The following is a 22,513-nucleotide window of genomic DNA, read 5'->3' on the forward strand; positions in this document are numbered from 1 at the left end:
AGCCAAAATCATGGATGTCGCTCCTGTTTAAGGGCATTGGTGCGTCCTCTTACCGGAAATCGGTGAAAAGAGCACAATCGGAAACAAAATCGAATAAAATTCGTTCGAATTTGCTTCAAATCAGACGTTTTTTCGATATTTTTTTACTATTATTTTATTGATTTTTAATTTTTTTTACAGCGGTTATAAAATCCTGGAGAATATGCTTTTCTTGCAAAGCTCTCCAGGTATATTTGGCTGAAAAATCCCGATAAATTTAAAAAAGACCAATCAAAACAGCTTGAAGAACTGAAAATTCCGAAATTAAATCTAAAAATAGCCAGAGCTTATCACATCAAACTGAATTTTCAGGAGTTTTGGACACAGACACCGGAAAATGCAGAAGCGTTTTTGAAAAAATGGTACTTCTGGGCGACTCACAGTAGGCTTGAACCTGTCAAGTAGGCTGCTTATACCGTTAAACGTCATTGGGACGGCATCTTAAGATGGTTTCATTCCCACATTAATAACGGAATCCTTGAGGGCATCAACAGTCTGATCCAGGCGGGCAAAGCAAAAGCCAGAGGGTATCGTTCGTCTCGAAACTATATCACCATGATCTACCTCATAGCGGGTAAGCTGGATTATACGCTACCCACATGAAACAGCGAGGAGCCATATTTTTTATTAAGATAAAATATATAATATTTCAGTATTTCCCGAACCTTAATAATTGATTTCATATTAAAATATTTCTTCAATTGACGAATTATCTTTTCATCCTCAAAAGGTGGTTGTCCTAAAAAGTCAAAACAACACTGCAAATCTATGTGTTGAGATGCATAAACATTCTCTTTTCGTTTCTTATTTAGATTTCCACAATGAATTCCGCTTCCATCGTGTCCGTGATTCCTTACCTTCGACACAGAGGGAAAGACGCAATATCGATCATAAATTATATTATTTATAAAAACAGAAAAATCTCCGATTCGTGGTGTATTTGTTCTTATAGAAGTTAAGGTGTTATAGTAATGCCGCCCAGACAGCCTATTTAATTCTCTGACATTTTTTCCGTCTAAAATAAATTCTTTTAATTTTTTGGGATTGAGTCTTGGTATTTGAAATTTACTTTTCCAAATTCCGTTACCCCAAGCAGAAAATTCTCTATGAAAATAATAATTATAGGTATAAGACGAAGGCATTTTGATTGGATAGTTATAACCACATATTGAATAAACATTTTGCCAATTTTCAAATTTTTCTAAGCCTTTGTTAATATATTCCAAAAAATTAGGTGAAAATTCATTATCATCTTCAGACAAAATCATCCTGTCATATTTTTCAAAAATACTTTTTCTTGCATCATATATATTCTCCTGAGCCCCAAAATTTTTTTGTCTTCCTATAATATTAACAGAATTGAAGCCTTTTATGTCCTGCAGATACGCTTTGCTTTTTTTATAACCATCCCAATGAGACTCTGATAAAGGATAATCCAGAGCAACATACAAATCAGTTTTATCAGCATGCGTGCATGCTGATAATGACTCAACACACCTTTTGAAATGCTCATATCTGTTTAGCGTAGGAATTAAAACCGGAGCAAGATTTTCCATAATTACCTTTTTAATTTAATTGCCTTTTGGGCTACCCACTTAAGGCGGACAGCCTTTAAAATTAAGGTTCTTAAAAACTCTTAAATTGGGGGACTGCAATCAACTTATCCAAAAGCCTTGAAAACATCCCGGCTTAAGTGGGTAGCCACCTTTTTCAAGGTAAATACAATGACTTTTCGTTCAATTTTTCCTAACCTGACTAAATTTATCCACGAATTTTGAATCTCAAAAATATTTTTTTAATAATGCCAATTGCAAATATCTTCTCTTGCTTTTCCAATCCTACAAAAGAAATTGCTATAAAAAGCACACAGGTCGAAAAGAAAGAAAAACAAAAAAAACGTATGGTACCATAATGAAAAATATTCTTGATAAAAAAAAGCGGTGCTATCAGTAGAACAACGTATAATATTCTCAAATACGAAATTTTTATAAAATGTTTTACATCAAAATCAATAATTCTTTTTAATAAAACTTGTCTTACAACAACATTTATTAAGGCTGTAGAGATAAAAGCAATTTGTATTGAATATGGTGGATAGCCTGCTTTAAAAAGAAAGTATGCAAATGGTAGACTCATCAAAGATGTTGAGCTTAGAATAATTTGAAAATATTTTATTTTTCCGGTTGCCTGAATTACAGCAGGAATGCCAGCACCAAGACTTCCTATCAATGCATCAAAAATCATAAGTTGACAAAAGATAACCGCATATGGAGGCACATCTCGCAACCAAATATTTAATAAAAAATCAGTTTCCAGCAAAATAGGCAATGATGGAATTAACATTAAAAAACAGGTATACTTTGAAATATGGCTGGCCAAGTCAATACTTCTCTTGGTATTACCACTGCTAAAGCTTTTTGTAATCTGGGGAATGGCCGCTTGTCCCAGATTTTTAGAAAACATCAAAACCACACTGTTAAGCTGTCTGGCTATACCAAAGGCAGCGTTTAGAGTAGTACCAAAGAAAGCATTAATGATAAGAGCAGAACCCTGCATCTTTCCCACAGCGGCGGCAGCTCCGATCATAATCCACCCTGAAAAGGTCAACATTTCTTTATATTTGAAACGATCTTTTTGAAACGTCCATCTGGTTATTTCTTTATATTTTTTATTGCAATATATCCAAAACAGCAGTGCTGGAGTACCATTGGCAATAGCTATAAGAATAGCGAATAACCTGAGCTTCTCCTCAGAATAAAAAATTATTATCGCTGCGCAAAAGGCCAACAAACTTCTTACGATTTCTATGCTTGCCCGCACAACAAAATTCTCATTTGCTGTTACCAAGCCCTGATAGGGAATACTTGCCACGGAAAAGAAGGTGGCCAATGCTGAAAATCGCATTACAAACAAAGCATCGGCAGTCTTGCCAGGTTCAACCTGGAGATAATGCTCCACATAAAAGACACCTGCTGTTTCAGCCAAAATTAAAACCAAAATCGCTAAACTAAGATGTATAACCAAGCTGATATTAAAAATTTTATTGACACCGACAGCACTTTTCTTTCCCATCTCAAAAGTTATGAAACGATATGTTGTCGAAATCATGACGGTGTTAAGAAAGGCCAGCATGGCTACAATACCGCCAACAACACTGTAAAGTCCAAAATCTGATACCCCCAGCCCCTGGATAACAAAACGCGAGGCAAGTAGGCCCAATATCGACGTAATGATCAAGCGAGCATAAAGGATTCCGCTATTTTTAAGTATTAAAAAATTATCTTTTGTCACTCGATTGTGTCAATTCCAGTTAATTTGGACATTATTGGGGTAATATCTTTGATTATTTTGATAATTTAGGGAGGAAGTTATTGCTTTGGGCTAATTTTTTTTAATTATTCTCGCTGGATTACCAGCCACAACAGTATGAGAAGGCACATCCTTCAAAACAACAGACCCCATACCAACAATACTGAACTCCCCTATCGTAACATCCTCACGTATGGTCGAATTACTACCAATATGCACACCTCTCTCAACACACACATTCCCTCCTACAGTTGCATTATTGGCAACAGATACAAAAGCCTCCAAGGTTGAATCATGTCCCACAAATGAATTGGGCAGCAAAAAGCAATGATCCCCAATTTTCGTATCAGGACTCAAGTGAGCCAAAGGGGCAAATAAGACACCATGGCCAATTGAGCAGTAATCCTCGGGAATAAAGGCCGTAGGATGAATCAGGCTAATAAAACGATCTTTTTGAATACCTAATGCACTTATTTTTTCATACACAGGTAGCTTGTCCAACATCCCCAAATAAGCAATGAAAAAATTGACACTTTCATCATCAGCATATTTTTCAATTTCCTGTGATGTGCCAATGACCTCAATGTTTTTATATCGCCCGACTTTTTGCCCCACAGGGACAACATCATTAAGGAAGCCCAATAATTTATAATCAGGATACGCATCAATTATGGAGGAGGCAATCATTCCAATCCCCCTTCCCCCCAATATAATTATTTTCTTTTCCACTGAGCCCCCTTTTTAGTTTTGCTTTCCCATAGATTCCACTTTATCAATATCAACAACTCTCTTTAATAACTTTTTAGCCTGCTTCAATGTCGGAGGAGAAACAAAATTACCTTTTACGATAACAATCCCTCGCCCTTCCTTTTCTGCTTCATCCGCAGCTCTGACGATGTCTGTGGCAGTTTCTATTTCTTCTGCACTGGGGGTATAGCATTCCTTTGCAACCTGAATTTGCCTTGGGGACATGACAAGCATCCCTGACATACCAAGATCCCGGCCAAGGGTGGCAAATCGCTCTAACCCATCAAGATCATGCACTTGTACATAAGGAGTATCAAGTGGTTCGACACCAGCAGCTCTGGCAGCCATGGCCATCATGCTTCTGGGTGCAAACAAAGAACGCTCCTCGATTGAATACCGGCTTTCCATTTCAGCCATGTAATCTTCACAGCCAAATAACAGGGCTACAACTCTGTCAGATGCGGTTGCAATTTCGTATGCCTTTAAGATAGCAAGTGGAGTTTCCACTAAAACCACTATTGAAAAATGCCCTTTTTGCAAGTCCAACTGATTTTCCATCAAGCTTAACTGTGCATCAAAGCTTCTAATATCATCAGGAGTATAAGCCATGGGGTAGACAAAACCGTCCAGTTCCTTGCATGCCACCGCCTGTAAATCAAGCAATGTTAATCCGGTATCCATTGGATTGATGCGAACAAAAACAGGCTTATTTTCAAACAAGCCCTGGGATAAAACTTTTCGAATGGTTTTTCTGGCATTTTCTTTTTGATCGTATGGGACGGCATCTTCCAGGCACAATGCCACACAATCGGCATCCGACTGGCTTCCTTTTGTTAGAAATTTTTCTATATGACCCGGCACAAAAAGAAATGTTCTCATTACCCAGGGGCCTTTATATGGTTTGTCCATATTTTATCTCCTTAAATTGTCTATATTTTTTTAGGTAATAACACACGCCTTCGTAAAGTGATCACTTGTTCCTTTTTCTGGTTAAAAGCAGCGGTTTCAACATAAATTATTCCCCGATCAGCTTTACTTTTAGATTGCCTTACCTCTAAAATTTTTGATTCTGCACAAATAGTATCCCCTATAAACACAGGCGCAATATGGGCAACTTTTTCATATTCCAAGTTTGCAATGGCAGCCCCCGAAATTTCAGGCACTGACATGCCAACAACAAGACTTAAAACATAGGTGCCAACAACCAGTATCTGCCCATGCTGACTTTTTCTTGCCAATTCAAAATCACTGTGAATGGGGTGATGATTCATAGTTAAGAGACAAAACAGATTGTTATCGCTCTCGGTTATGGTTTTGGGAGGATAGTGTTTGTAGATTTGTCCAACCTGAAAATCATCCAAAAACATTTTGTATGGTTTGTTCGTCTGCATATTACCCCCTTTTGGCTAATATATCGCATACCTTGTTTACATCATCTTCTTCCAAATCCATATATATGGGTAAAGTCAATATTTTCTCGGCCACTTCCTTGGCTATGGTTAATGGGCGCGTGATGGACACCGATTGGTAACAGGCAAATTCATTGAGCAAAGGATAAAAATATCGACGGGCAAAAACATTATATTCTTTCAACTTCATATACAGGTCGTCTCGACTCATTCTAAATTCTTTTTCATCAATCAAGATGGGCACATAGGCGTAATTGTATTCAACACTATTATCTGGGTCGGGGCTGAAAGAAATTCCAGGCACGTCTCCAAGTCGCTCTCTGTATATCTGATAGAGTTTCTTTCGCTTGGCTACCAACTGTTCCATATATCTCAACACCACAGATCCCATCAGCGCCTGCATCTCGTTCATCTTGGCATTGGTGCCGGGCATGACCACTTCCGTCTCACTTTTAAACCCAAAATTTTTCAGGTAATTAAACGTCTGAGAAAGACCTGAATCTTTAAAGGTGAGCATACCGCCTTCAATTGAGTGGTAAAGCTTGGTGGCATGGAAACTGAACATACTCAGGTCACCATAATTACCTATGGGGTTGCCGTTGACACGAACGCCAAAGGCATGGGCAGCATCATAGATCAGGGTCAGGTTATGACGTTTGGCAATATCTGCCAGGGCCTCTAACTGACAGGGCCTTCCAAAAACATGCACCGCCAGAATGGCTGTGGTCCAGGGAGTTATAAGCTCTTCCACTTTGGCCGGGTCCAGGGTGAAATAGTCCGGTTCTATATCACAGAACACCGGGCGGATCTTGTTCCAGTAAAGTGCATGGGTGGTGGCCACAAAGGTAAAAGGGGTGGTGATCACTTCCCCGCTGATCCCCATCCCCTGCAGTGCAATCTGCAGGGCAAGGGTGCCGTTGTTGAACAGGCAGATATTGTCGGTTTCACAATATGTTTTAAGTTCTTTTTGGTATCGCTGCAGCACAGGCCCATTGTTGGTCAACCACTGATTATCCCAAATTTCTTTGAGCCCTTTACAAAACTCCTCCTGGGGTGGCATAAAGGGCTTTGTGACGTAAATGGGCTTGTCAAATTTTTTCATATTTAAAATCCTTGCGACAACAATTCTTGATTGCTTTAAACGGTACAAGCCATTTCAAATGCCATGGTGTTGTAATCAAAGCTCGAACAGTTTCAACATATTTTTTAGGGGATCACAACCGATCGGGGAAGGCTTCACACCACTGAGCTCAACATGAACCTTTTTTAATTTTTAACAGGCAACAGGCTGTATAAATATGTGCCATAGCTTGATTTTTTCAATGCGTTTGCCAATACTTCGAGCTGATTATGGTCAATAAAACCTTTTCGGAATGCGATCTCTTCAATGCAGCCAATTTTTAATCCCTGACGTTTTTCAATGGCCTCCACAAAGGTTGCCGCTTCCAGCAGGGATTCATGGGTGCCGGTATCCAGCCATGCAAATCCGCGACCTAAAACCTGTACTTTCAAATCACCCCGTTTCAGATAGGCGTTATTGACATCGGTGATTTCCAACTCACCCCTGTCAGACGGTTTCACTTTGGATGCAATGTTCACAACGTCATTATCATAGAAATAAAGCCCTGGTACCGCATATTTTGATTTGGGTTTCTTTGGTTTCTCTTCTATGTTCAACGCATTTCTGTTTTCATCAAACGCTACAATGCCATATCGTTCCGGATCTTTTACCTGGTATCCAAAGATGATCCCACCTTTTTTAAGGCTGGTGCATTCCTCCAGTATTGGATGAAATCCATGGCCATAGAAAATATTATCCCCCAGTATCAGACAGACGGAATCTGATCCGATGAAGTCTTTCCCCAGAATAAATGCCTGGGCCAAACCTTCTGGCTTTGGCTGCGCCACAAATGAGATATCAAGACCCAGTTGACTTCCATCCTGGAACAGAGATTTAAAGCTTGGCAGGTGTTCAGGACTGGATATGATCAGAATTTCCCTGATACCGGCCAGCATCAGAATCGACAGGGGGTAATAAATCATGGGTTTATCGTAAATCGGCAGAAGATGTTTGTTAACTTCCCGAGTCACCGGGTACAGCCGCGTACCGGAACCGCCTGCTAAAATAATGCCTTTCATTCATAACCTTTTTAAATTCGGGGTTGTAATTCTTAATTCGGGGTCTGACCCAGATAAGTCTTTGTTATTTAATATCAATCGGTTCAAAAAAGCGCAGATTCAGCTCTTAAAACCCACTTTTGGGGGGCAAAAACAGCTGTTTAAGGATCACAGTGCGTGGGATCAGGCCTGCATTGTTGTCGTCCTTGGGGGTTAAAGTATGCTTGTTTTGCATTGTGGATGTGGGGTCACATGGGCTTATGGGCGTTTTAAGAAATCCTTGTAGGCCAGCTCGACACCTTTTTTCAGGTCTGTTTTGGGTTTCCAGCCTAAGTTCATCAACCGGGTGGAGTCCATAAGTTTTCTGGGGGTGCCGTCGGGTTTGCTGGCATCAAAGAGCAGCTTGTTTTTAAATCCCACAACCTCCCGGACGGTTTCGGCCAGCTCCCGGATGGTTATCTCCCGGCCCGATCCGATATTGATATGGGCCTGGATCGTGCCGCTGGCATCTTCAAAGGCAATGTTTTTGTAATTGATATTTTCCAGGAGGAACACGCAGGCTTCGGCCAGATCATCGGCGTAGAGAAACTCCCGCAAGGGGCTTCCGGTTCCCCAGATGGTGACGTTGTCGGCGTTGGTCTCTTTTGCTTCGTGCATGCGCCGGATCAGGGCGGGCAGCACATGGGAATTTTCCGGATGGTAATTGTCCCCCGGACCATAGAGATTCGTGGGCATGGCCGAGATAAAATTGGTGCCGTACTGTCGGTTGTAGGCGTCACACATGCGGATACCGGCAATCTTTGCAATGGCGTAGGGCTCGTTGGTGGGCTCCAGGGGCATGGTGAGCAGGGCATCTTCCTTCATGGGCTGGGGAGCAAGCTTGGGATAGATGCAGCTGGAACCCAGGAACAGGAGCTTTTTTACGCCATGGGTGTGGGCTGCGTGGATCACGTTGGACTGGACCATTAAATTCTCATAGATGAATTGGCCCCGGTAGGTGCTGTTGGCACCTATACCGCCTACTTTGGCCGAGGCCAGTACCACGTATTCGGGTTTTTCCTGGGCAAAATAGTCTTCCACATCTTTTTGGCGGATGAGATCCAGATCGGCGTGGCTCTTCCCGATGATGTTCGTATATCCTTTGGCGGCAAGGCAGCGATGGATGGCGGAACCCACCATGCCGCGGTGGCCTGCTATGTAAATTTTCGAAGATTTCATCATATTTGGGGTCTGACCCAGTTAAGTAGTTGTTTTTAAAGCGTTATGGATTCAAAAAAGGGGGTTTTTTGCGCTTAGAGTGCACTTTTTGGGGTCAAAAAGTGGTGTTTAAGGATTTTGATTCTTGTTCTTGGGGCTGGTTACTCATTGTAATTGTAGGTGTTGAAACCGTGGGTTTGGCACAGGTTATCTTTTTTGGCGTCTTCCAGATCATGCTGCACCATTTCGGTTACAAGCTCTTTAAAGGATATTTTGGGGGTCCAGCCGAGTTTTTCTTTGGCTTTGGCCGGGTTGCCAAGCAGGGTTTCCACTTCTGTGGGCCGGAAGTATTTGGGGTCCACGGCCACAATAGTGTTGCCTGTTTTAGTATCGATACCCTTTTCATCAATGCCGGTGCCTTCCCAGGTAATATCTATTCCCAAGGTGGTGGCAGCGATAGTTACAAATTCTCTCACCGAATGTTGCTCACCTGTGGCAATGACAAAATCTTCGGGCTGGTCCTGCTGGAGCATGAGCCACTGCATCTTAACGTAATCTTTGGCATGTCCCCAGTCGCGCTTGGCATCCAGGTTACCAAGGTAGAGACAATCCTGAAGGTTGAGGCTGATGCGGGCCAGGGCACGGGTGATCTTGCGGGTGACAAAGGTTTCGCCGCGCAAGGGGGATTCATGGTTAAAGAGGATGCCGTTGCAGGCATATATGCCATAGGCTTCCCGGTAGTTCACACAAATCCAGTAGGCGTATAGCTTGGCCACGGCATAGGGGCTTCGGGGATAGAACGGGGTGGTTTCCGTCTGGGGGACCTCCTGTACCTTGCCGAACAACTCCGATGTGGAGGCCTGGTAGAACTTTGTCGTCTTTTCAAGGCCCAGAAGCCGGATGCCTTCCAGGAGTCGCAGGGTGCCAAGACCGTCGGTGTCAGCCGTATATTCCGGAGATTCAAAGGAGACCGCCACATGGCTCTGGGCCGCCAGATTGTACACCTCATCGGGTTGCACCTGCTGCAAAATACGAATCAGGTTGGTGGAATCAGTAAGATCACCATAATGAAGAATAAAGCGCCGGTTGGCTTCGTGGGGTCCCTGGTAAAGATGATCAATACGATCTGTATTAAACAGAGATGCGCGGCGTTTGATGCCGTGGACTTCGTAACCTTTTTTCAGGAGGAACTCGGCAAGATAGGCGCCGTCCTGCCCGGTGATTCCGGTTATCAGTGCTTTTTTCATATGAGATTCAATCCTAATTTTTCTTGTTTCTTGGGGTCAGGGCCAGGCTTGGCTTATGGGTGTTATTGAATGATTAATTTTCCATATGCCCAAGTATTTTTTTAAACAAGGGAAGAGTTAAAATGACTCTGCTGTATATCTCTTCAAACTGCTTGTTGTTATATATGTGACTGAGCATATTCCTATCGTTTATCATTTCCATGACCTTTTCGTACTCTTCAGTTGTCAAAAAGTCTAAGGCATAGTAATCTTTTATCACTAATTTTGGACTTTTTGAATCTATCCCATTCACTTCCCATAGATATATTTTTAAAGTCTTCCACAATAGCTCAGTACAAAATTCAAATTTCTGAATCCTTCCGCTTTTAACACTATCGGCAATTTTTTCTGACAACTCATCAATGTTTATTGACAGTGAATCTTCAAAATTTTTCAGCGCATCCTTATATTGACAAATTTTGTATTTCAATCGGTCTTCCATATAATAATGTCTCGCTTTGCAATTTTTTTGAATTCAGAATCGGCATGATCAAAATAAACAAGGTCAACTTTATGAGGGACAATGCTTTCTTCCCAGAAATCATCAAATTTTACCTTCAACCGCCTGAAAGTATTAAATTCTACAGATTCAATTCCAATATCAAAATCAGAATTTTTCCTGAAATCTCCTTTTGCCCGCGATCCAAACAAAAAAATCACAGCCCCTGTACCCTCAAACAACTCAAGGAGTTTGTTTTTTATAATCAGTTCATATTTTTTCATTTATGATATGATGGGGTCTGACCCAGCTAACACTTTGTTATTAAAGTTTAATTGCTTTATAAAACATCAATTTCATCTCTTAAACCCCACTTTTGGGAGGCAAATTGTCTTGATTTTGCTCGATATATTGACGGCTGTCCACGGCCAGCAGATGGATATGGTTGACTGGGCCAGCCCCCTACGCTTCCTTACCATAATAGGCCGCGTAATATTTCTGGTAATATTTGTAGTAATAACCACCTTTTTTGACATCCACACGGTTCAGCACCACGCCCAGGATGGGCAGTTTGGCCGTGCGAAATTTTTCCACCACCTCTTTAATGACCTTTTTATTGGTATGCCCGGAACGCACCACCAGAAGAACACCGTCGGTGCGGGGGGCCATTAAAAGGGCATCCGTGGCCGGCAGCACCGGGGGGGTATCCACCACCACAAAATCATAACGCTGCCGGAGCACATCCATGAGAAACTCGGCTTTATCCGAACCAATGATTTCGGCAGGATTGGGGGGAATTTTACCCGAAGGAAGCAAAAAAAGATTTTCCGTATCCGTTGAGAACACAGCATCATCAATGGCTTTATTGATATAAATCAGCTCATCGCCCTGGCCGAAAAAATCCCGGTAAAGTTTCTCAAAATCCAGGCTGGGCGCAACAGCCGACTTCACATCCTGCTCCTTTAAAGCCGTAAACTTAAAGCTGCCCTGGGTCATGAGAGATGCCACACGCAGGGCTTCAAGGGCATTCATGCCAAGTATTTTTTCAAGTTCAGGCCTGGCAACAAACCCCATGGTATAAAAAATATCCCCCAGACGTTGTCGGGTTTTTTTCTGGTGCTCCAGGGCAATACCGGCATCTTCTCTGGTGATTTTTTTCTGATTCATCAGTTGAGCCACAAGTTTCCGGGCCGGCGGACAGGTATTCCACAAAATATCGGTGACCTTACCGTTGATCACATAAAAGGTGACCAGATTTTCCGAAGCATTCACCTTCAAAATCCCGGTGCGCTTCTGGTATTTCATAAATTTTAGAATATCCCCGATGGCGTATTGGGCAAGGTTTCCCGAGGTAACTTCCGAACCCAATGTGTCTGACACAAGATCTGTAAACCCGATAAGCCTTTTCCTGTCAAACATTTCTGTTAAAAGGGGTTTTCGAAGATCGGCATCCACCAGCAGGGTTCGTTTTCCTGTCTGGGCAATGGTAAAGGCAAGGTTTGTGGCGGTGTTAGTTTTACCTTCGGCAGGGACAGTACTTGTCACAATCATAGATCGAAGGTTTTTTTCCATGGCTGAAAAATATAGGTTGGTGCGAAGGTTACGATAGGATTCAGCATACCGGGAGCCCGTGGGAAAATCAGTCAGAAGTTTTTTTTTACGTAGTTCCAGATCCGCTTTCTTATTTTTTTTATTACTGAATAATTTCATCGTCTGGCTCCATAGGTGTATCCATATCCGGAACTTTTATCGGCTTCGGGGATGACGGAAAGTACGGACAGGTTCAGATAGTTCTGAATATCCTCTTCTGTTCTCAGGGTCTGGTCCAGGTATTCAAAGAAAAAGGCAAGCCCTACCCCCCCCATCAGCCCCAGAACCATACCCAGCAGCAGGTTCCGTTTTTTATTGGGAGACACCGGAACAGGGGAAATGGCAGCATTTTCAACCACACGGATATTGGAGGTATCGCTGGTTTTTAAAATATCCGACTCCTTCACCCGGGTCACCATGATGTCATACAGGTTCTGGCTGGTGTTTACGTTACGCTGGAGGATGGTGTATTTGAGCTCTTTGCCGCTGGTATCCAGGGCATCCTGCTCAAACTCTCCAATGGTTCTCTCCAGCACATCCTCCCGGGCTTTCAGCACCGTACGCTGGGATTTCAGATTGGCAAGCTCCTTGGCGAGTTCTTCATTCATGCGGGTTTTGCTCTTGGCAAGCTCGCTTTGGAGCTGCACCAGCTTGGGATGCTTGGACTTGTAAACCTTGGAAAGCTTGGAGTACTCAATTTCAAGATCGTTGATCTTGTTATAAAGATTTTCAATGAACGCATTGTTTAAGAGGGATCGCACCTTGGCAAGCCCCCGGGAGCTTTCCAGATGCTTCTGGAGCTCAGAAATCTTAGAGTCCAGTTCCATGCGCTGGTTCCGGGCCTCCAGATATTTGGTGTTGAATTCAGAAATTTTCTGATCCACCACCTTCTGCTTGCCCTCCATGGAAAAAAGTTTGGACTTCTGCTTGTACTCGAAAAAGGCCCGCTCATCATCTTCGAGCTTTTTCTTTAACCGGTACAGCTCGTTGTTGAGCCAGTCCAGGTTATCCTTGGATGATTCCACCCGGTTGGAAAGGTTGAAGCGGATATATTCCCTTGCCAGGGCATTGGCAATATCTGCGGCCATGACCGGGTCTTTGTCTTTGACGGAAATATTTAAAAGCCGGGTGTTTCTCACCTCTTCAATGTCTATTTTTTTCTGAACACCCTCTACCAGGAGATTCATTTTTTCCGTGGCCGGATCAATGAGGGGGGCGTCCTTTTCCATGGTGGTATCATCGGCACTGGACAAGAGCAAAGCCACATTTTCCTTGAGCTGGCGGACAAGGTTTTGTATGGGACTGATCTCCAGGTCTTCTTCCTTCATCTGATCCAGGCGAAGGGTCCCCACCACATTCTGAATCACCGGGGTGGATTTAATGAGCTTAAAGTGGGTCTGAAAAGTCAATGTCTCAGAGGCATACCCTTCAAACTCCATGCGTTCCCCGGTGATGGGGGAGGTATTTCGCTCTTTGTCTATGATCAGCTGGGCCGTGGATTGATAGATGGGCGTGGTCTTAAGGGTGAAAAGAACCGTGACAAGCACGGTCAGAACAAAAAACAGGATAATGAGTTTTTTTCTTTTGGTCAGAATCTCGATGTACTCGGACAGGTGAATCTCTTTTTCCGGAAACATCTCATCTGAAAAAGGCTGCTCCTGAAACTGTCGCTGGTGGAACTGGTTTTCCATAATCACTCCAGAACGGATAAGGGGGTTGGGTACTGGGTAACTGGGACCCGGTCAGTCAAAACTGGCAAGAAGGTTGATTTGTGGGTTCACATCAGAAGGGTTAAAGCCAGGATTCGGGGATGAAAATACGATCACCTGGTTCCAGTGGAAAATCAGGTTTATCTCCCCGCTGTACCTTTTCCAGGTTTATCTTAAAAATCTCCTGCTCTCCGTCCGCTGTGTTACGGATCACTCTTGCCCGGTTGGGCGCCGCATATTTGGCAAACCCGCCAGCCATGATACAGGCACTGAAAGCCGTAAGCCCCGGCTGATAATCAAACACTCCGGGGGATTTCACCTCCCCTTCCACATATATCTTGGTAAAGGTCTGATTCAAGGATTTATTCAGGGGAATATAAACCGTGTCTCCGGACTCCAGTATAATATTTTCTGTCATATCCCCCTGGTCCAGGAGTTTGAGTAGATCCACCCGGATGGGCTCCCGCTTGATGATGGCATTTTCCAGGACATCGGCATCCGTTGTGCCGGCAAGCAGTTCGCCTGTGTCAACCCCCTTGGCTCCCCGGAGGATATAGGCCACGTTTCCACGGCCTTCGGCTGCACCGCCTGCCTTGGCAATGAGATCCATGATGGTGGGATGAAAGTTGAGCTCAAACATCCCGGGATTTTTCACTGCACCGGAAATAAAATACTGAAGGCTGTGATAGGCCGTTATCTGTACCTGAACCTGGGGGTTCACAAAATAGTCCCGTTCCAGGGGAGTGCGGATGACCCGTTCCAGCTCCTCCTGGGTGAGCCCCACAGCCCGGATACTGCCCACCAGCGGCATATTTATGTCGCCACTGCCGGTGACCACCAACTCCGTGGACATCTGGACCTCACCGCCGGCCAGCACGGTTATCTGGATTACATCCTGGGCTCCCAGTCGATAATCGGCAGACCCACCAGGCTCTGCTCCAGAAACCGTAGAAACACCACCAGATAAGATCATTATGGCAAACACCGCCTGCACCACAAATGCCATAACCCGTTTGGGGTAACATAAAAGCAGGTGGATCTTCCAGACATCCTGCTCAGGCTGGTTTCCATCATTTATATTTTTTTCATTTGTCATAGGACACCCTGGAGCTGTTTATTTCAAGGACTTCTGTGTCCCTGCCGACATAAAAACTTATCATAAGAACAAAAAAAGCATGGAAAGTGGGGATGAACCACCCGAATCGGGCACTTTCCATGCCGGTTTATTTTTTTGGTTTCACCCAGCGTTAATCAATCCACACCAAAAGTTGAGCAAGTGAGTTAACTAAGGGGCTACATTCTGCCGCCAAGGTCATATTGAGCCTTTACGTTGAACAGAATATAGGTATTATCATAGTCCCTTCCGCTTTCATTGGAATCCCTGGTTTCATAACCGGGTTCCAGAGCAAAGGAGAACATGTCATTGAGTCGATAGTTGGCACGACATGCCAGTGACCACTTGTCATCTTCCCGGGGACTGTATTCATAATCACTGTTCTGATACAACCCCTTCAGGGTCAGGTCAATTCTCTCCAGAAACGTATGACCTGCCATTACTGCAAATTTTGTGGCGGTGTAATACGCTTCTCCGGAACCGGAGTCATTATAATTCTGACTCAAAACTACGTCCAGCCAGCTTTTAGGTGCAGATTCATCACTGGAGCCCGTCTGGCCTTTAAACCCGAGTTTCCAGGTCATGCCGTCAAAATCCTCCCGGCTTGCCAGATCAAAATCCCTTTCCTGATACCCGGCCCCTGCCTTTAAAGCAAAGTTTTTATAGGTTTTTTTCAGATTGAGCATTACCTGATTGGAGGTGTAATCCGAAGTTGCGCCTTCATAATCCCTGGTCCACACCTGATAGTTCAACTCCAGCAATGTGGAACGGTTAAGATTGTAATTCGCAACAAATGTTCCCCGGTTCTCATCGGAATCTTCACTGATACCTTCTGAGTAGTCGGTGATAAGATTTGTATATTTCGCGCCAATGCCGAATTTTTCACCAAAACGGTAAAACACATTGGGTGAAAAACGGTTGATGGAGTATTTATCCCGTGCCACATCATTGGAGTATTCATCGGAAGATGCAGGATCTCGGGTCTTAATGTAATCGTTTTCTATTCCCATGGTGAGGCGATCGGTCACCTGGGCTTTACCCAGAAGTTTTGCCAGATGTCCCGTGTAGTCGTAATCGTCAATATTACGCTCTCCGCTGTACTGGTTCACATCCAGAGAATAATCCAGGGTCAAACTGCTTTTGTCAGTCTTATATCCCAAACTGATCCCGGGACGAATAATAAAAGTATCAACACTTCTTTCATTGCTTTCGGCTTTGAAGTAATTGGAATCATGGCGGTAATCCAAATCAAGCTTCGGAACAACAGTCATCCTTTCTGCCCGAACATTCTGAATAAAACCGCCGGACATGAGGAAACATAACGCCAGGGCGAATATGATATTTTTTTTCCTGTTCAGCATTTTTTTCTCCGTAATTTTTATTTTTTCTGACACGTCTCTAGTTTCTTCATAGTGTATCATGTCGGACTGCCGGCTTCGGCATCTTCAATGGTGATGGTATCCTGAATGTCAGGCGTATCTTCATTATCAAATCCCTGGGGCTGAACAGAAGGTCCACCAGGCTCCTGGGGCTGGGGCTGACCTGGAAACTCAGGGGGTGTCGCATTTTCGGCGGCAATGGCGTCAATGGGCTGTGCAAGGGTGTCACTTTGGGTCGCCAGATCCGTTGAAGACTCTATTACAGTATCACCATCAGGAGAAATAAGGGAGACCGTGACATTTCCCGACACCTCTTTGGTGGTGGTTCCATCCGCATTGGGGGTGTAGGTTGTCACGGTAACCGTTTCCGTCGCCCTTGTTGAGGTGGTGCCATCATCATTTTGGACAACCTCCTCAACCACGGCCTTCTGTGTGATGGTCTGTTTCACCGCCACACCGTTCACGTAAGACGTCTCCGTAACCACCACGGAACCATCTTCGGCCGTGACGGTTTCAGCTACAACCACCGTGCCATCTTCCAGCGTCTTTGTAACCGTACCATCTGCTGCGAACACCACCGCTGAGAACAACAGACATGACATTACCAGCGCAACTGCCATAATCAGGCCCACTCTTTTTTTACATTCTTTTTTCATTTTCCCATCCTCCCTTATCTATATATATTACACTGTGCACTTCTGAATTCCAGTACTGAATTGGATCCTCATTTTTTGGGATTACTTGGACGCACTCCCATTTTCCCGCCTTGCTCACAATATGGCCTACTTGTCATAATTGGCCTGACCCCTCCCTGATTAAGCGTCAAGCCCTGATTAAGCGTCAAGCCTGGAAAATGGGGAATGCGCCCGATTACTCCCTCTTTCAAGCCATGGTGTTGAAAGGTGCCGCCATGGCTGTCAATTCACAATATTGCCGAAACACATTATCTCCGGTGATTTTATTTAACAAAGCCATGCCCCTGGCCATGGCAGGGGGTCGATGTGTGGCGGAATGGGCATCCGAGCCCAGAAAATCCACAACGTCCATGCCGGCAAGACGCACGGCATGTTTTTTAACATTTCGACCGAACTGTCCGGTGAAACTGCCTGCAGTCACCTGAAACAATGCTCCCCTGAAATGAAGCTCTTCCACCATGGACATGTTGGACATGAGCGCAGGATTACGCTCAGGATGGGCAATAATCGGTATGAGACCCAAAAATCTGATCCGTCTCACCATCTCCGGCAGGTACTGGGGAAGCACATGAAGGGGAAGCTCAATGAGAAGGAAGTTAGAGTTATTAAGGGTCAGTACCTGGTCTGCATTTATGAGATCAAGCAATTCCGGAGTAAGACGCACCTCCTGGCCGGGCAGAATATGCACAGGCACCCCCTGTTGCACCAACACTTCATTCAGTGCACGGCATCCATCAATTACGTCCGCCTTACGGGTATTATATACCCCGTCGCAGGTATGGGGTGTGGCCACCATGGCGGTTGTGCCCTCCGCAGCCGCCATGCGAGCCATGGCAACCGCCTCTTCCATGGTAGCGGCTCCGTCATCAATGCCGGGCAGAATATGGGTGTGTATATCAAACATTAGGAGAACTTTACATAACCCTTCTTTTTTCAGGCGTGCGGCCTGTAATGCCTTGTTGATATTAATACTAAATCTTAACGACACGTATTATTCAAAGGTCTCGGAAATATCAAAATACCGGAAATTGTGTTGATATAGCTCCGCCTTTTGGATTACAAAACATAATCACAACAAAATAAATCCAGGCCCATTGGCAAAAAAACAGTAAAAATCCAGAAGGATATAAAAGTGCCTGAAAATCAAATTTAATATTCTATCATTATCAGACATAAAGTCAAATTAAGAATTCAATTTGACTCATGTTGTGACCAAGCCCTTAAATTTTATGGGGCTGATATTGAGCATATTGGCTTGGTATATCAGACACAAAGAAACAAATTGAGACCAATCAAAGCATTGATCATAAATATCGGCCGGTTTCTGGCGGGTTTGGTCATGATATTTTTAGCAAATGTTTATTTTTATACATTATACATATGGTTTTTTACAAGTTTTTTATAAAAATTTACAAGCTTTTTATAAAAAAAGGATCACACCCCCATGCAATCGGCAATCACCTCACAGACATTGCTGCATATCCCCTGGGTCTGCTGGGGATCCGGTCCTTCCACCATCACCCGCAGCAATGGCTGGGTACCGGAATAGCGCACCAGAATACGCCCCTGTCCGATCAGGGTTTTTTCCGCGGCGTTTATGGCCCGGGCAATGGGCGCAATGGCCATGAAATCAGGACGGTCGGGACTGACTGGGACGTTCTGCAACACCTGGGGATAGACCTTCATGACCTTGGCCAGCGCAGAAAGGGGTTTTCCTGTTTCTGCCATGACAGACAGCAGTCGCAGGGCCGTAAGAATACCGTCCCCTGTGGTGTGAAAATTGGAGAAAATCACATGCCCTGAATCTTCGCCCCCCATGGTGGCACCGGATCTCTGCATGGCTGCCATGACCTGGCGGTCTCCCACCCCGGTAATCTCATGGTCAATACCAAGGTCTGCCAGGGCAAGCCCCAGACCGATGTTACTCATGACCGTACTCACCACACGGTTATGGGGCAGTTGTTTTTGGGCGGCAGCGTGACGGGCACAGATGGCCAGAATAACATCCCCGGTAAGCGGCACACCGTTTTCATCCAGGGCAATGAGGCGATCGGCATCCCCATCAAATGCCAGGCCTGCCCGGGCATTGTGCTTTTTCACGGCAACTGCCAGATCTTCGGTGTGCTGGGACCCGCACGCTTCATTGATATTTCGTCCATCGGGCGTATGATGAATAAACCGGGCATCCAGCCCCAGCGCTTTGAACACCTCCTCTGCCACCCCCGATGCCGCCCCGTTGGAGCAATCCACCACCAATGGGGTCAGGCTTGGCTTATGGGTGTTATTGAGGGTAATGCATTGTTTTAAAAAGGCAACATAGCCTTTTCGGGCATGGGACATGGTATAAATCCGTCCCGGTTCCGGCGGGGTTTTCAGTCCGCCATGGGAAAGATCCGAAGCTTGGGAATCATCCATACCATCCATACCGGAAATCAATGCCAGCACCCGGGCCTCCACGGCGTCTTCTTGTTCATCAGAAAGTTTATGCCCATCCCCCGTAAAGAGTTTTATCCCATTGTCCTGGTAGGGATTGTGAGATGCGGAAATGACAATGCCCGCCCCTGCCCCGGACGTCCGGGAAACCAGAAAGGCCACCCCCGGGGTGGGAATTACCCCTGCAAGGGACACATCCAGGCCCTCTGCGGTGATACCGGCTGCCAGAGCTGCTTCCAGCATGGTGCCGGAAAGACGGGTGTCCCGGCCAATAATAGCGCTTTTTTTTCCCTGTTGTCTTATAAAATCTGCCACGGCCCTGCCAGTGGCCATGGCCACATCCACTGTCATGGGGTATTGATTTGCCACCCCGCGTATGCCGTCGGTTCCAAAGAGCTTTCCCATTGTTTTCCTTCAATCCATGTCGTATTAGAGTCTGACCCCGTTAAGCACCCAGTGTGAGGGGTGAAACATCTTATGATCAAGCCCTTTATTTCAAAACAAACTATCAATAACACAAGCTGGAATTCACATTGTTGTCAGAAATCACCGCCAAGAGATTCAAGCCAAGTCATACCAAGATGACGCATGTCCGGAGACAGTGCCTGAATCACCGTCACATAATCGGCACCGCACCTTCGGATACCACGCTCCACGGCCGTTAAAAAAGATTCCGGTGCGTTGGAAAAACGGGGAGCCAGGGCAAAGGTTTCCATTCGTTCCCGGACATCGGGCCAGGTGTTGAGAAGGGCAGAATGGGAATCCATCTGGGGAGAGGGTTTTTTATCTGCCGTTCCCGGCATTGCCTCCCGGGAACGCAAAATATTTTTACAGAAACCGTCCAGTCTGTGGATGCGTTCTATAATGCATTCCTTCAGGGTAGACTGCATGCCCTTGAGAAGTTCCCGGGTCAGAACATCAGACACCAAAAGGCTACGTACCTGTTCATACCAGGCCAGCAGGGCACACAGCCCGTTAATATACGCATAATTTTTTTTAAATATCCCTTTGACATCCCCAAATATTTTTCTGGAATTGGGAATGGAACCAGCTTTTAATGAACCGCCATATACAAGTCTGTTCGGATGGATCTGATCCGCGCGACAAATGGTACCGGCTGCCACAACCGTGCCAAAAGCAAGCAAACGAGGCCCCACAAGCCCCCCCTGCCCCCCCAGAAAAATGGGGGGTTGATCCAGCATCACCCCCTGATGAACATTGCCGATCATGGAAGGGGTGGCCTTGTCCTGATTGGGGGTATAATTGAAATGGATATAGGAACTGCCCACCTCGGAATGATTTTTCCGGCTGGTACCTCCGGACATGAGAAGATCGCAGAAGTTTATGAGGCTGCCCAGGGTGACAAAGGGAAAGAGGATGGTCTGTTTTAACCCCACGGTATGGGCGGCACAGGCCTCTTCTTCCAGGATGGTCCCCCCCCTGACGTGGGCACCGGAGCCAAAGCTATTCTTGCCTGCAAAGGCAGCATTCTGGAAAAAACCACCCTTAAGCCGGGTGTCTGAACCGATGTAGCAGTTATCCACGGTTACGGGGGCCTCTTCTCCCAGTGTGGTTCCAGACAGAATCAATGTGTTCTTGCCGATGATGCGGGTGCCGGGGTGAAGCGTAACGTTGTCGCCTGCAATGCGGTCAACATCCACCTCCGGACCTATGTACACCGTGGCGGGCAGGGGCATTTTAACCCCTCGTTCCATGAGGATTTCCACGCTGTTTTTAACCGGATTTAATTCCATGGCATATCATTTCCAATTTTTTGGATTTGGCCTGTCCAGGTTAGGGATTTTCCCATAATCGTTATTAAAAATAAGCTCCGGTCAAGTTCTAGAAGCGATAAGCTACGCCCCCCCAGGTAAGCCCGGCTCCAAATCCCACAAACAAAATGGTATCACCGGGTTTTCCCACCACACCCTGTTCCAGGGCTTCATCCAGGGCAAGGGGAATGCTGGCAGCAGTGGTGTTGCCATATTTATGAATATTATTAAACATCCGGGATTCATCAATCTTCATGAACTGGGCATAGGCCTGATTGATCCGAAGATTGGCTTGGTGGGGAAATACCATGGTGATATCATCCATGGTGATCCCGGCCTTTTCCAGGGTTTCCCGGGTGACCTGGGGCAATTTGCGAACGGCGGTTTTAAAAACGGCCTGGCCGTTCATGGTGGGGTAATACCGCTCGGAATCTATGGCAAGGCCCTTGGGAAAACGCTCGGGCAGGCGAGAAGCGGGAAGTTCCGTCATAAGGCTTGCCGCGCCCCGGCCATCAGCATGGAGACTCGATGCCAAAACCCCGATGTTTTCGTCTGTGTCCACGCCTTCCACACACACGGCGGCGGCCCCATCACCAAAAATCACGGCCACGTCCCTGCCCCGGGTTGTTTTATCAAGACCCGAAGAATGCACCTCTGCACCCACAACCAGAATTTTATTGGCAAGGCCACTTTTAACGTAGGCATCTGCGGTGGCAATCCCGTAAAGAAAGCCTGTACACTGCTGACGGATATCAAGGGCCGGGGTGGCTGTCAACCCCAATTTTTCGGCCAGCAGACATCCGGAACCCGGAAAAAAGATATCCGGGCTCAGGGTGGCAAAAATGATAAAATCAATGTCATCCGCCTGCCATCCGGCCTTTTCCAGGGCCTTGTGACTGGCGGTGAGGCCCAGATCCGATGCCCCCATTTCCCCGGTTTCCGGTACCCAGTAGCGCTGCTTTATGCCGGTACGCTGCTGAATCCATTCATCCGTGGTGTCCATGATCTTTGAAAGATCGTCATTGGTGACAAGGCGAGGGGCCAGGGCACGACCGGTGCCTCTGATGACGGTTTTTTTCATGAATTATTCCTTTATCTTCATTCCTAAATCTGAGTATCTGAAATAACACAACTTATAATATTTCAAATCCAAAGGCAAGAATCATATTGATTCATCAGAAAAAAAATGATGGTTAAAGGAATATTAAGTCGGGTTTCAGCCTTGGCTCGTATATGCTGTTTAAAAAAACAACCTATACAAGCCAAGCATGACCTAA

20 protein-coding genes and 1 pseudogene are annotated in these 22,513 nt (G+C 45.3%); 1 reads left to right on the forward strand and 20 read right to left on the reverse strand.

Features of this window, described 5'->3' with window-relative positions; genetic code table 11:
- Positions 1-225: 225 nt before the first annotated feature.
- Positions 226-642: pseudogene (locus tag ACYQ2M_RS00980) on the forward strand (transposase); the annotation flags it as partial.
- On the opposite strand, the gene ACYQ2M_RS00985 reads toward ACYQ2M_RS00980, so the two are convergent.
- From ACYQ2M_RS00985 to ACYQ2M_RS01080, 20 genes are all read right to left on the reverse strand, one after another.
- Complete coding sequence (locus ACYQ2M_RS00985; RefSeq protein WP_459914437.1) at positions 624-1,595, reverse strand: glycosyltransferase family A protein; 972 nt, start codon at positions 1,593-1,595, stop codon at positions 624-626. The pseudogene ACYQ2M_RS00980 and the gene ACYQ2M_RS00985 sit on opposite strands and share 19 nt — an antisense overlap.
- 205 nt (positions 1,596-1,800) lie before the next feature.
- Positions 1,801-3,330, reverse strand: coding sequence for an MATE family efflux transporter (locus ACYQ2M_RS00990; RefSeq protein ID WP_459914438.1), 1,530 nt, complete (start codon positions 3,328-3,330; stop codon positions 1,801-1,803).
- Between the two features lie 90 nt (positions 3,331-3,420).
- The gene (locus ACYQ2M_RS00995) at positions 3,421-4,077 is read right to left on the reverse strand and encodes a NeuD/PglB/VioB family sugar acetyltransferase (protein ID WP_459914439.1); all 657 of its coding nucleotides are present in this window, start codon (positions 4,075-4,077) and stop codon (positions 3,421-3,423) included.
- A 12-nt stretch (positions 4,078-4,089) separates the two neighbouring features.
- Entirely contained in the window at positions 4,090-5,004 is a 915-nt protein-coding gene (locus ACYQ2M_RS01000; RefSeq protein WP_459914440.1) for an HpcH/HpaI aldolase/citrate lyase family protein, read from the reverse strand.
- Positions 5,005-5,024: 20 nt separating this feature from the next.
- Positions 5,025-5,486, reverse strand: coding sequence for a MaoC family dehydratase (locus ACYQ2M_RS01005; protein ID WP_459914441.1), 462 nt, complete (start codon positions 5,484-5,486; stop codon positions 5,025-5,027).
- 1 nt (position 5,487) lies between these two features.
- Positions 5,488-6,606: a DegT/DnrJ/EryC1/StrS family aminotransferase gene (locus ACYQ2M_RS01010; RefSeq protein ID WP_459914442.1), complete on the reverse strand. Its 1,119-nt coding sequence runs from the start codon at positions 6,604-6,606 to the stop codon at positions 5,488-5,490.
- A 164-nt stretch (positions 6,607-6,770) separates the two neighbouring features.
- Positions 6,771-7,643, reverse strand: a complete 873-nt coding sequence (rfbA, locus tag ACYQ2M_RS01015; RefSeq protein ID WP_459914443.1) for a glucose-1-phosphate thymidylyltransferase RfbA — start codon at positions 7,641-7,643, stop codon at positions 6,771-6,773.
- Positions 7,644-7,880: 237 nt separating this feature from the next.
- Positions 7,881-8,843, reverse strand: coding sequence for a GDP-L-fucose synthase family protein (locus tag ACYQ2M_RS01020; RefSeq protein WP_459914444.1), 963 nt, complete (start codon positions 8,841-8,843; stop codon positions 7,881-7,883).
- A gap of 137 nt (positions 8,844-8,980) precedes the next feature.
- Positions 8,981-10,066: a GDP-mannose 4,6-dehydratase gene (gmd, locus tag ACYQ2M_RS01025; RefSeq protein ID WP_459914445.1), complete on the reverse strand. Its 1,086-nt coding sequence runs from the start codon at positions 10,064-10,066 to the stop codon at positions 8,981-8,983.
- A 73-nt stretch (positions 10,067-10,139) separates the two neighbouring features.
- On the reverse strand, positions 10,140-10,535 hold the full coding sequence (locus ACYQ2M_RS01030; protein ID WP_459914446.1) for an HI0074 family nucleotidyltransferase substrate-binding subunit: 396 nt from the start codon (positions 10,533-10,535) through the stop codon (positions 10,140-10,142).
- Positions 10,532-10,828, reverse strand: a complete 297-nt coding sequence (locus ACYQ2M_RS01035; RefSeq protein WP_459914447.1) for a nucleotidyltransferase family protein — start codon at positions 10,826-10,828, stop codon at positions 10,532-10,534. The genes ACYQ2M_RS01030 and ACYQ2M_RS01035 overlap by 4 nt, the downstream gene beginning before the upstream one ends.
- Before the next feature lie 178 nt (positions 10,829-11,006).
- Entirely contained in the window at positions 11,007-12,254 is a 1,248-nt protein-coding gene (locus ACYQ2M_RS01040) for a polysaccharide biosynthesis tyrosine autokinase (RefSeq protein WP_459914448.1), read from the reverse strand.
- Positions 12,251-13,825, reverse strand: a complete 1,575-nt coding sequence (locus ACYQ2M_RS01045) for a GumC family protein (RefSeq protein WP_459914449.1) — start codon at positions 13,823-13,825, stop codon at positions 12,251-12,253. Before ACYQ2M_RS01045 ends, ACYQ2M_RS01040 begins: the two co-directional genes overlap by 4 nt.
- Positions 13,826-13,925: 100 nt before the next feature.
- Positions 13,926-14,939, reverse strand: coding sequence for a polysaccharide biosynthesis/export family protein (locus ACYQ2M_RS01050; protein ID WP_459914450.1), 1,014 nt, complete (start codon positions 14,937-14,939; stop codon positions 13,926-13,928).
- A gap of 197 nt (positions 14,940-15,136) precedes the next feature.
- Positions 15,137-16,318, reverse strand: a complete 1,182-nt coding sequence (locus ACYQ2M_RS01055) for an outer membrane beta-barrel protein (RefSeq protein ID WP_459914451.1) — start codon at positions 16,316-16,318, stop codon at positions 15,137-15,139.
- 56 nt (positions 16,319-16,374) lie between these two features.
- Complete coding sequence (locus tag ACYQ2M_RS01060; protein WP_459914452.1) at positions 16,375-16,992, reverse strand: hypothetical protein; 618 nt, start codon at positions 16,990-16,992, stop codon at positions 16,375-16,377.
- Between the two features lie 226 nt (positions 16,993-17,218).
- Entirely contained in the window at positions 17,219-18,019 is an 801-nt protein-coding gene (locus ACYQ2M_RS01065) for a tyrosine-protein phosphatase (RefSeq protein ID WP_459914453.1), read from the reverse strand.
- 446 nt (positions 18,020-18,465) lie between these two features.
- The gene (gene glmM / locus ACYQ2M_RS01070) at positions 18,466-19,869 is read right to left on the reverse strand and encodes a phosphoglucosamine mutase (RefSeq protein ID WP_459914454.1); all 1,404 of its coding nucleotides are present in this window, start codon (positions 19,867-19,869) and stop codon (positions 18,466-18,468) included.
- 134 nt (positions 19,870-20,003) lie between these two features.
- The gene (locus ACYQ2M_RS01075; RefSeq protein ID WP_459914455.1) at positions 20,004-21,218 is read right to left on the reverse strand and encodes a protein GlmU; all 1,215 of its coding nucleotides are present in this window, start codon (positions 21,216-21,218) and stop codon (positions 20,004-20,006) included.
- Between the two features lie 88 nt (positions 21,219-21,306).
- Positions 21,307-22,317: a 3-oxoacyl-ACP synthase III family protein gene (locus ACYQ2M_RS01080; RefSeq protein ID WP_459914456.1), complete on the reverse strand. Its 1,011-nt coding sequence runs from the start codon at positions 22,315-22,317 to the stop codon at positions 21,307-21,309.
- Positions 22,318-22,513 lie beyond the last annotated feature (196 nt).

Source organism: Desulfocicer niacini, assembly GCF_054657595.1.

Coding starts and splice junctions, on each gene's coding strand:
- ACYQ2M_RS00985 (WP_459914437.1), bottom strand. CDS start 1,595: ATGGAAAATCTTGCTCCGGTTTTAATTCCTACGCTAAACAGATATGAG.
- ACYQ2M_RS01000 (WP_459914440.1), bottom strand. CDS start 5,004: ATGGACAAACCATATAAAGGCCCCTGGGTAATGAGAACATTTCTTTTT.
- ACYQ2M_RS01005 (WP_459914441.1), bottom strand. CDS start 5,486: ATGCAGACGAACAAACCATACAAAATGTTTTTGGATGATTTTCAGGTT.
- ACYQ2M_RS01010 (WP_459914442.1), bottom strand. CDS start 6,606: ATGAAAAAATTTGACAAGCCCATTTACGTCACAAAGCCCTTTATGCCA.
- rfbA (WP_459914443.1), bottom strand. CDS start 7,643: ATGAAAGGCATTATTTTAGCAGGCGGTTCCGGTACGCGGCTGTACCCG.
- ACYQ2M_RS01020 (WP_459914444.1), bottom strand. CDS start 8,843: ATGATGAAATCTTCGAAAATTTACATAGCAGGCCACCGCGGCATGGTG.
- gmd (WP_459914445.1), bottom strand. CDS start 10,066: ATGAAAAAAGCACTGATAACCGGAATCACCGGGCAGGACGGCGCCTAT.
- ACYQ2M_RS01035 (WP_459914447.1), bottom strand. CDS start 10,828: ATGAAAAAATATGAACTGATTATAAAAAACAAACTCCTTGAGTTGTTT.
- ACYQ2M_RS01040 (WP_459914448.1), bottom strand. CDS start 12,254: ATGAAATTATTCAGTAATAAAAAAAATAAGAAAGCGGATCTGGAACTA.
- ACYQ2M_RS01045 (WP_459914449.1), bottom strand. CDS start 13,825: ATGGAAAACCAGTTCCACCAGCGACAGTTTCAGGAGCAGCCTTTTTCA.
- ACYQ2M_RS01050 (WP_459914450.1), bottom strand. CDS start 14,939: ATGACAAATGAAAAAAATATAAATGATGGAAACCAGCCTGAGCAGGAT.
- ACYQ2M_RS01055 (WP_459914451.1), bottom strand. CDS start 16,318: ATGCTGAACAGGAAAAAAAATATCATATTCGCCCTGGCGTTATGTTTC.
- ACYQ2M_RS01060 (WP_459914452.1), bottom strand. CDS start 16,992: ATGAAAAAAGAATGTAAAAAAAGAGTGGGCCTGATTATGGCAGTTGCG.
- glmM (WP_459914454.1), bottom strand. CDS start 19,869: ATGGGAAAGCTCTTTGGAACCGACGGCATACGCGGGGTGGCAAATCAA.
- ACYQ2M_RS01075 (WP_459914455.1), bottom strand. CDS start 21,218: ATGGAATTAAATCCGGTTAAAAACAGCGTGGAAATCCTCATGGAACGA.
- ACYQ2M_RS01080 (WP_459914456.1), bottom strand. CDS start 22,317: ATGAAAAAAACCGTCATCAGAGGCACCGGTCGTGCCCTGGCCCCTCGC.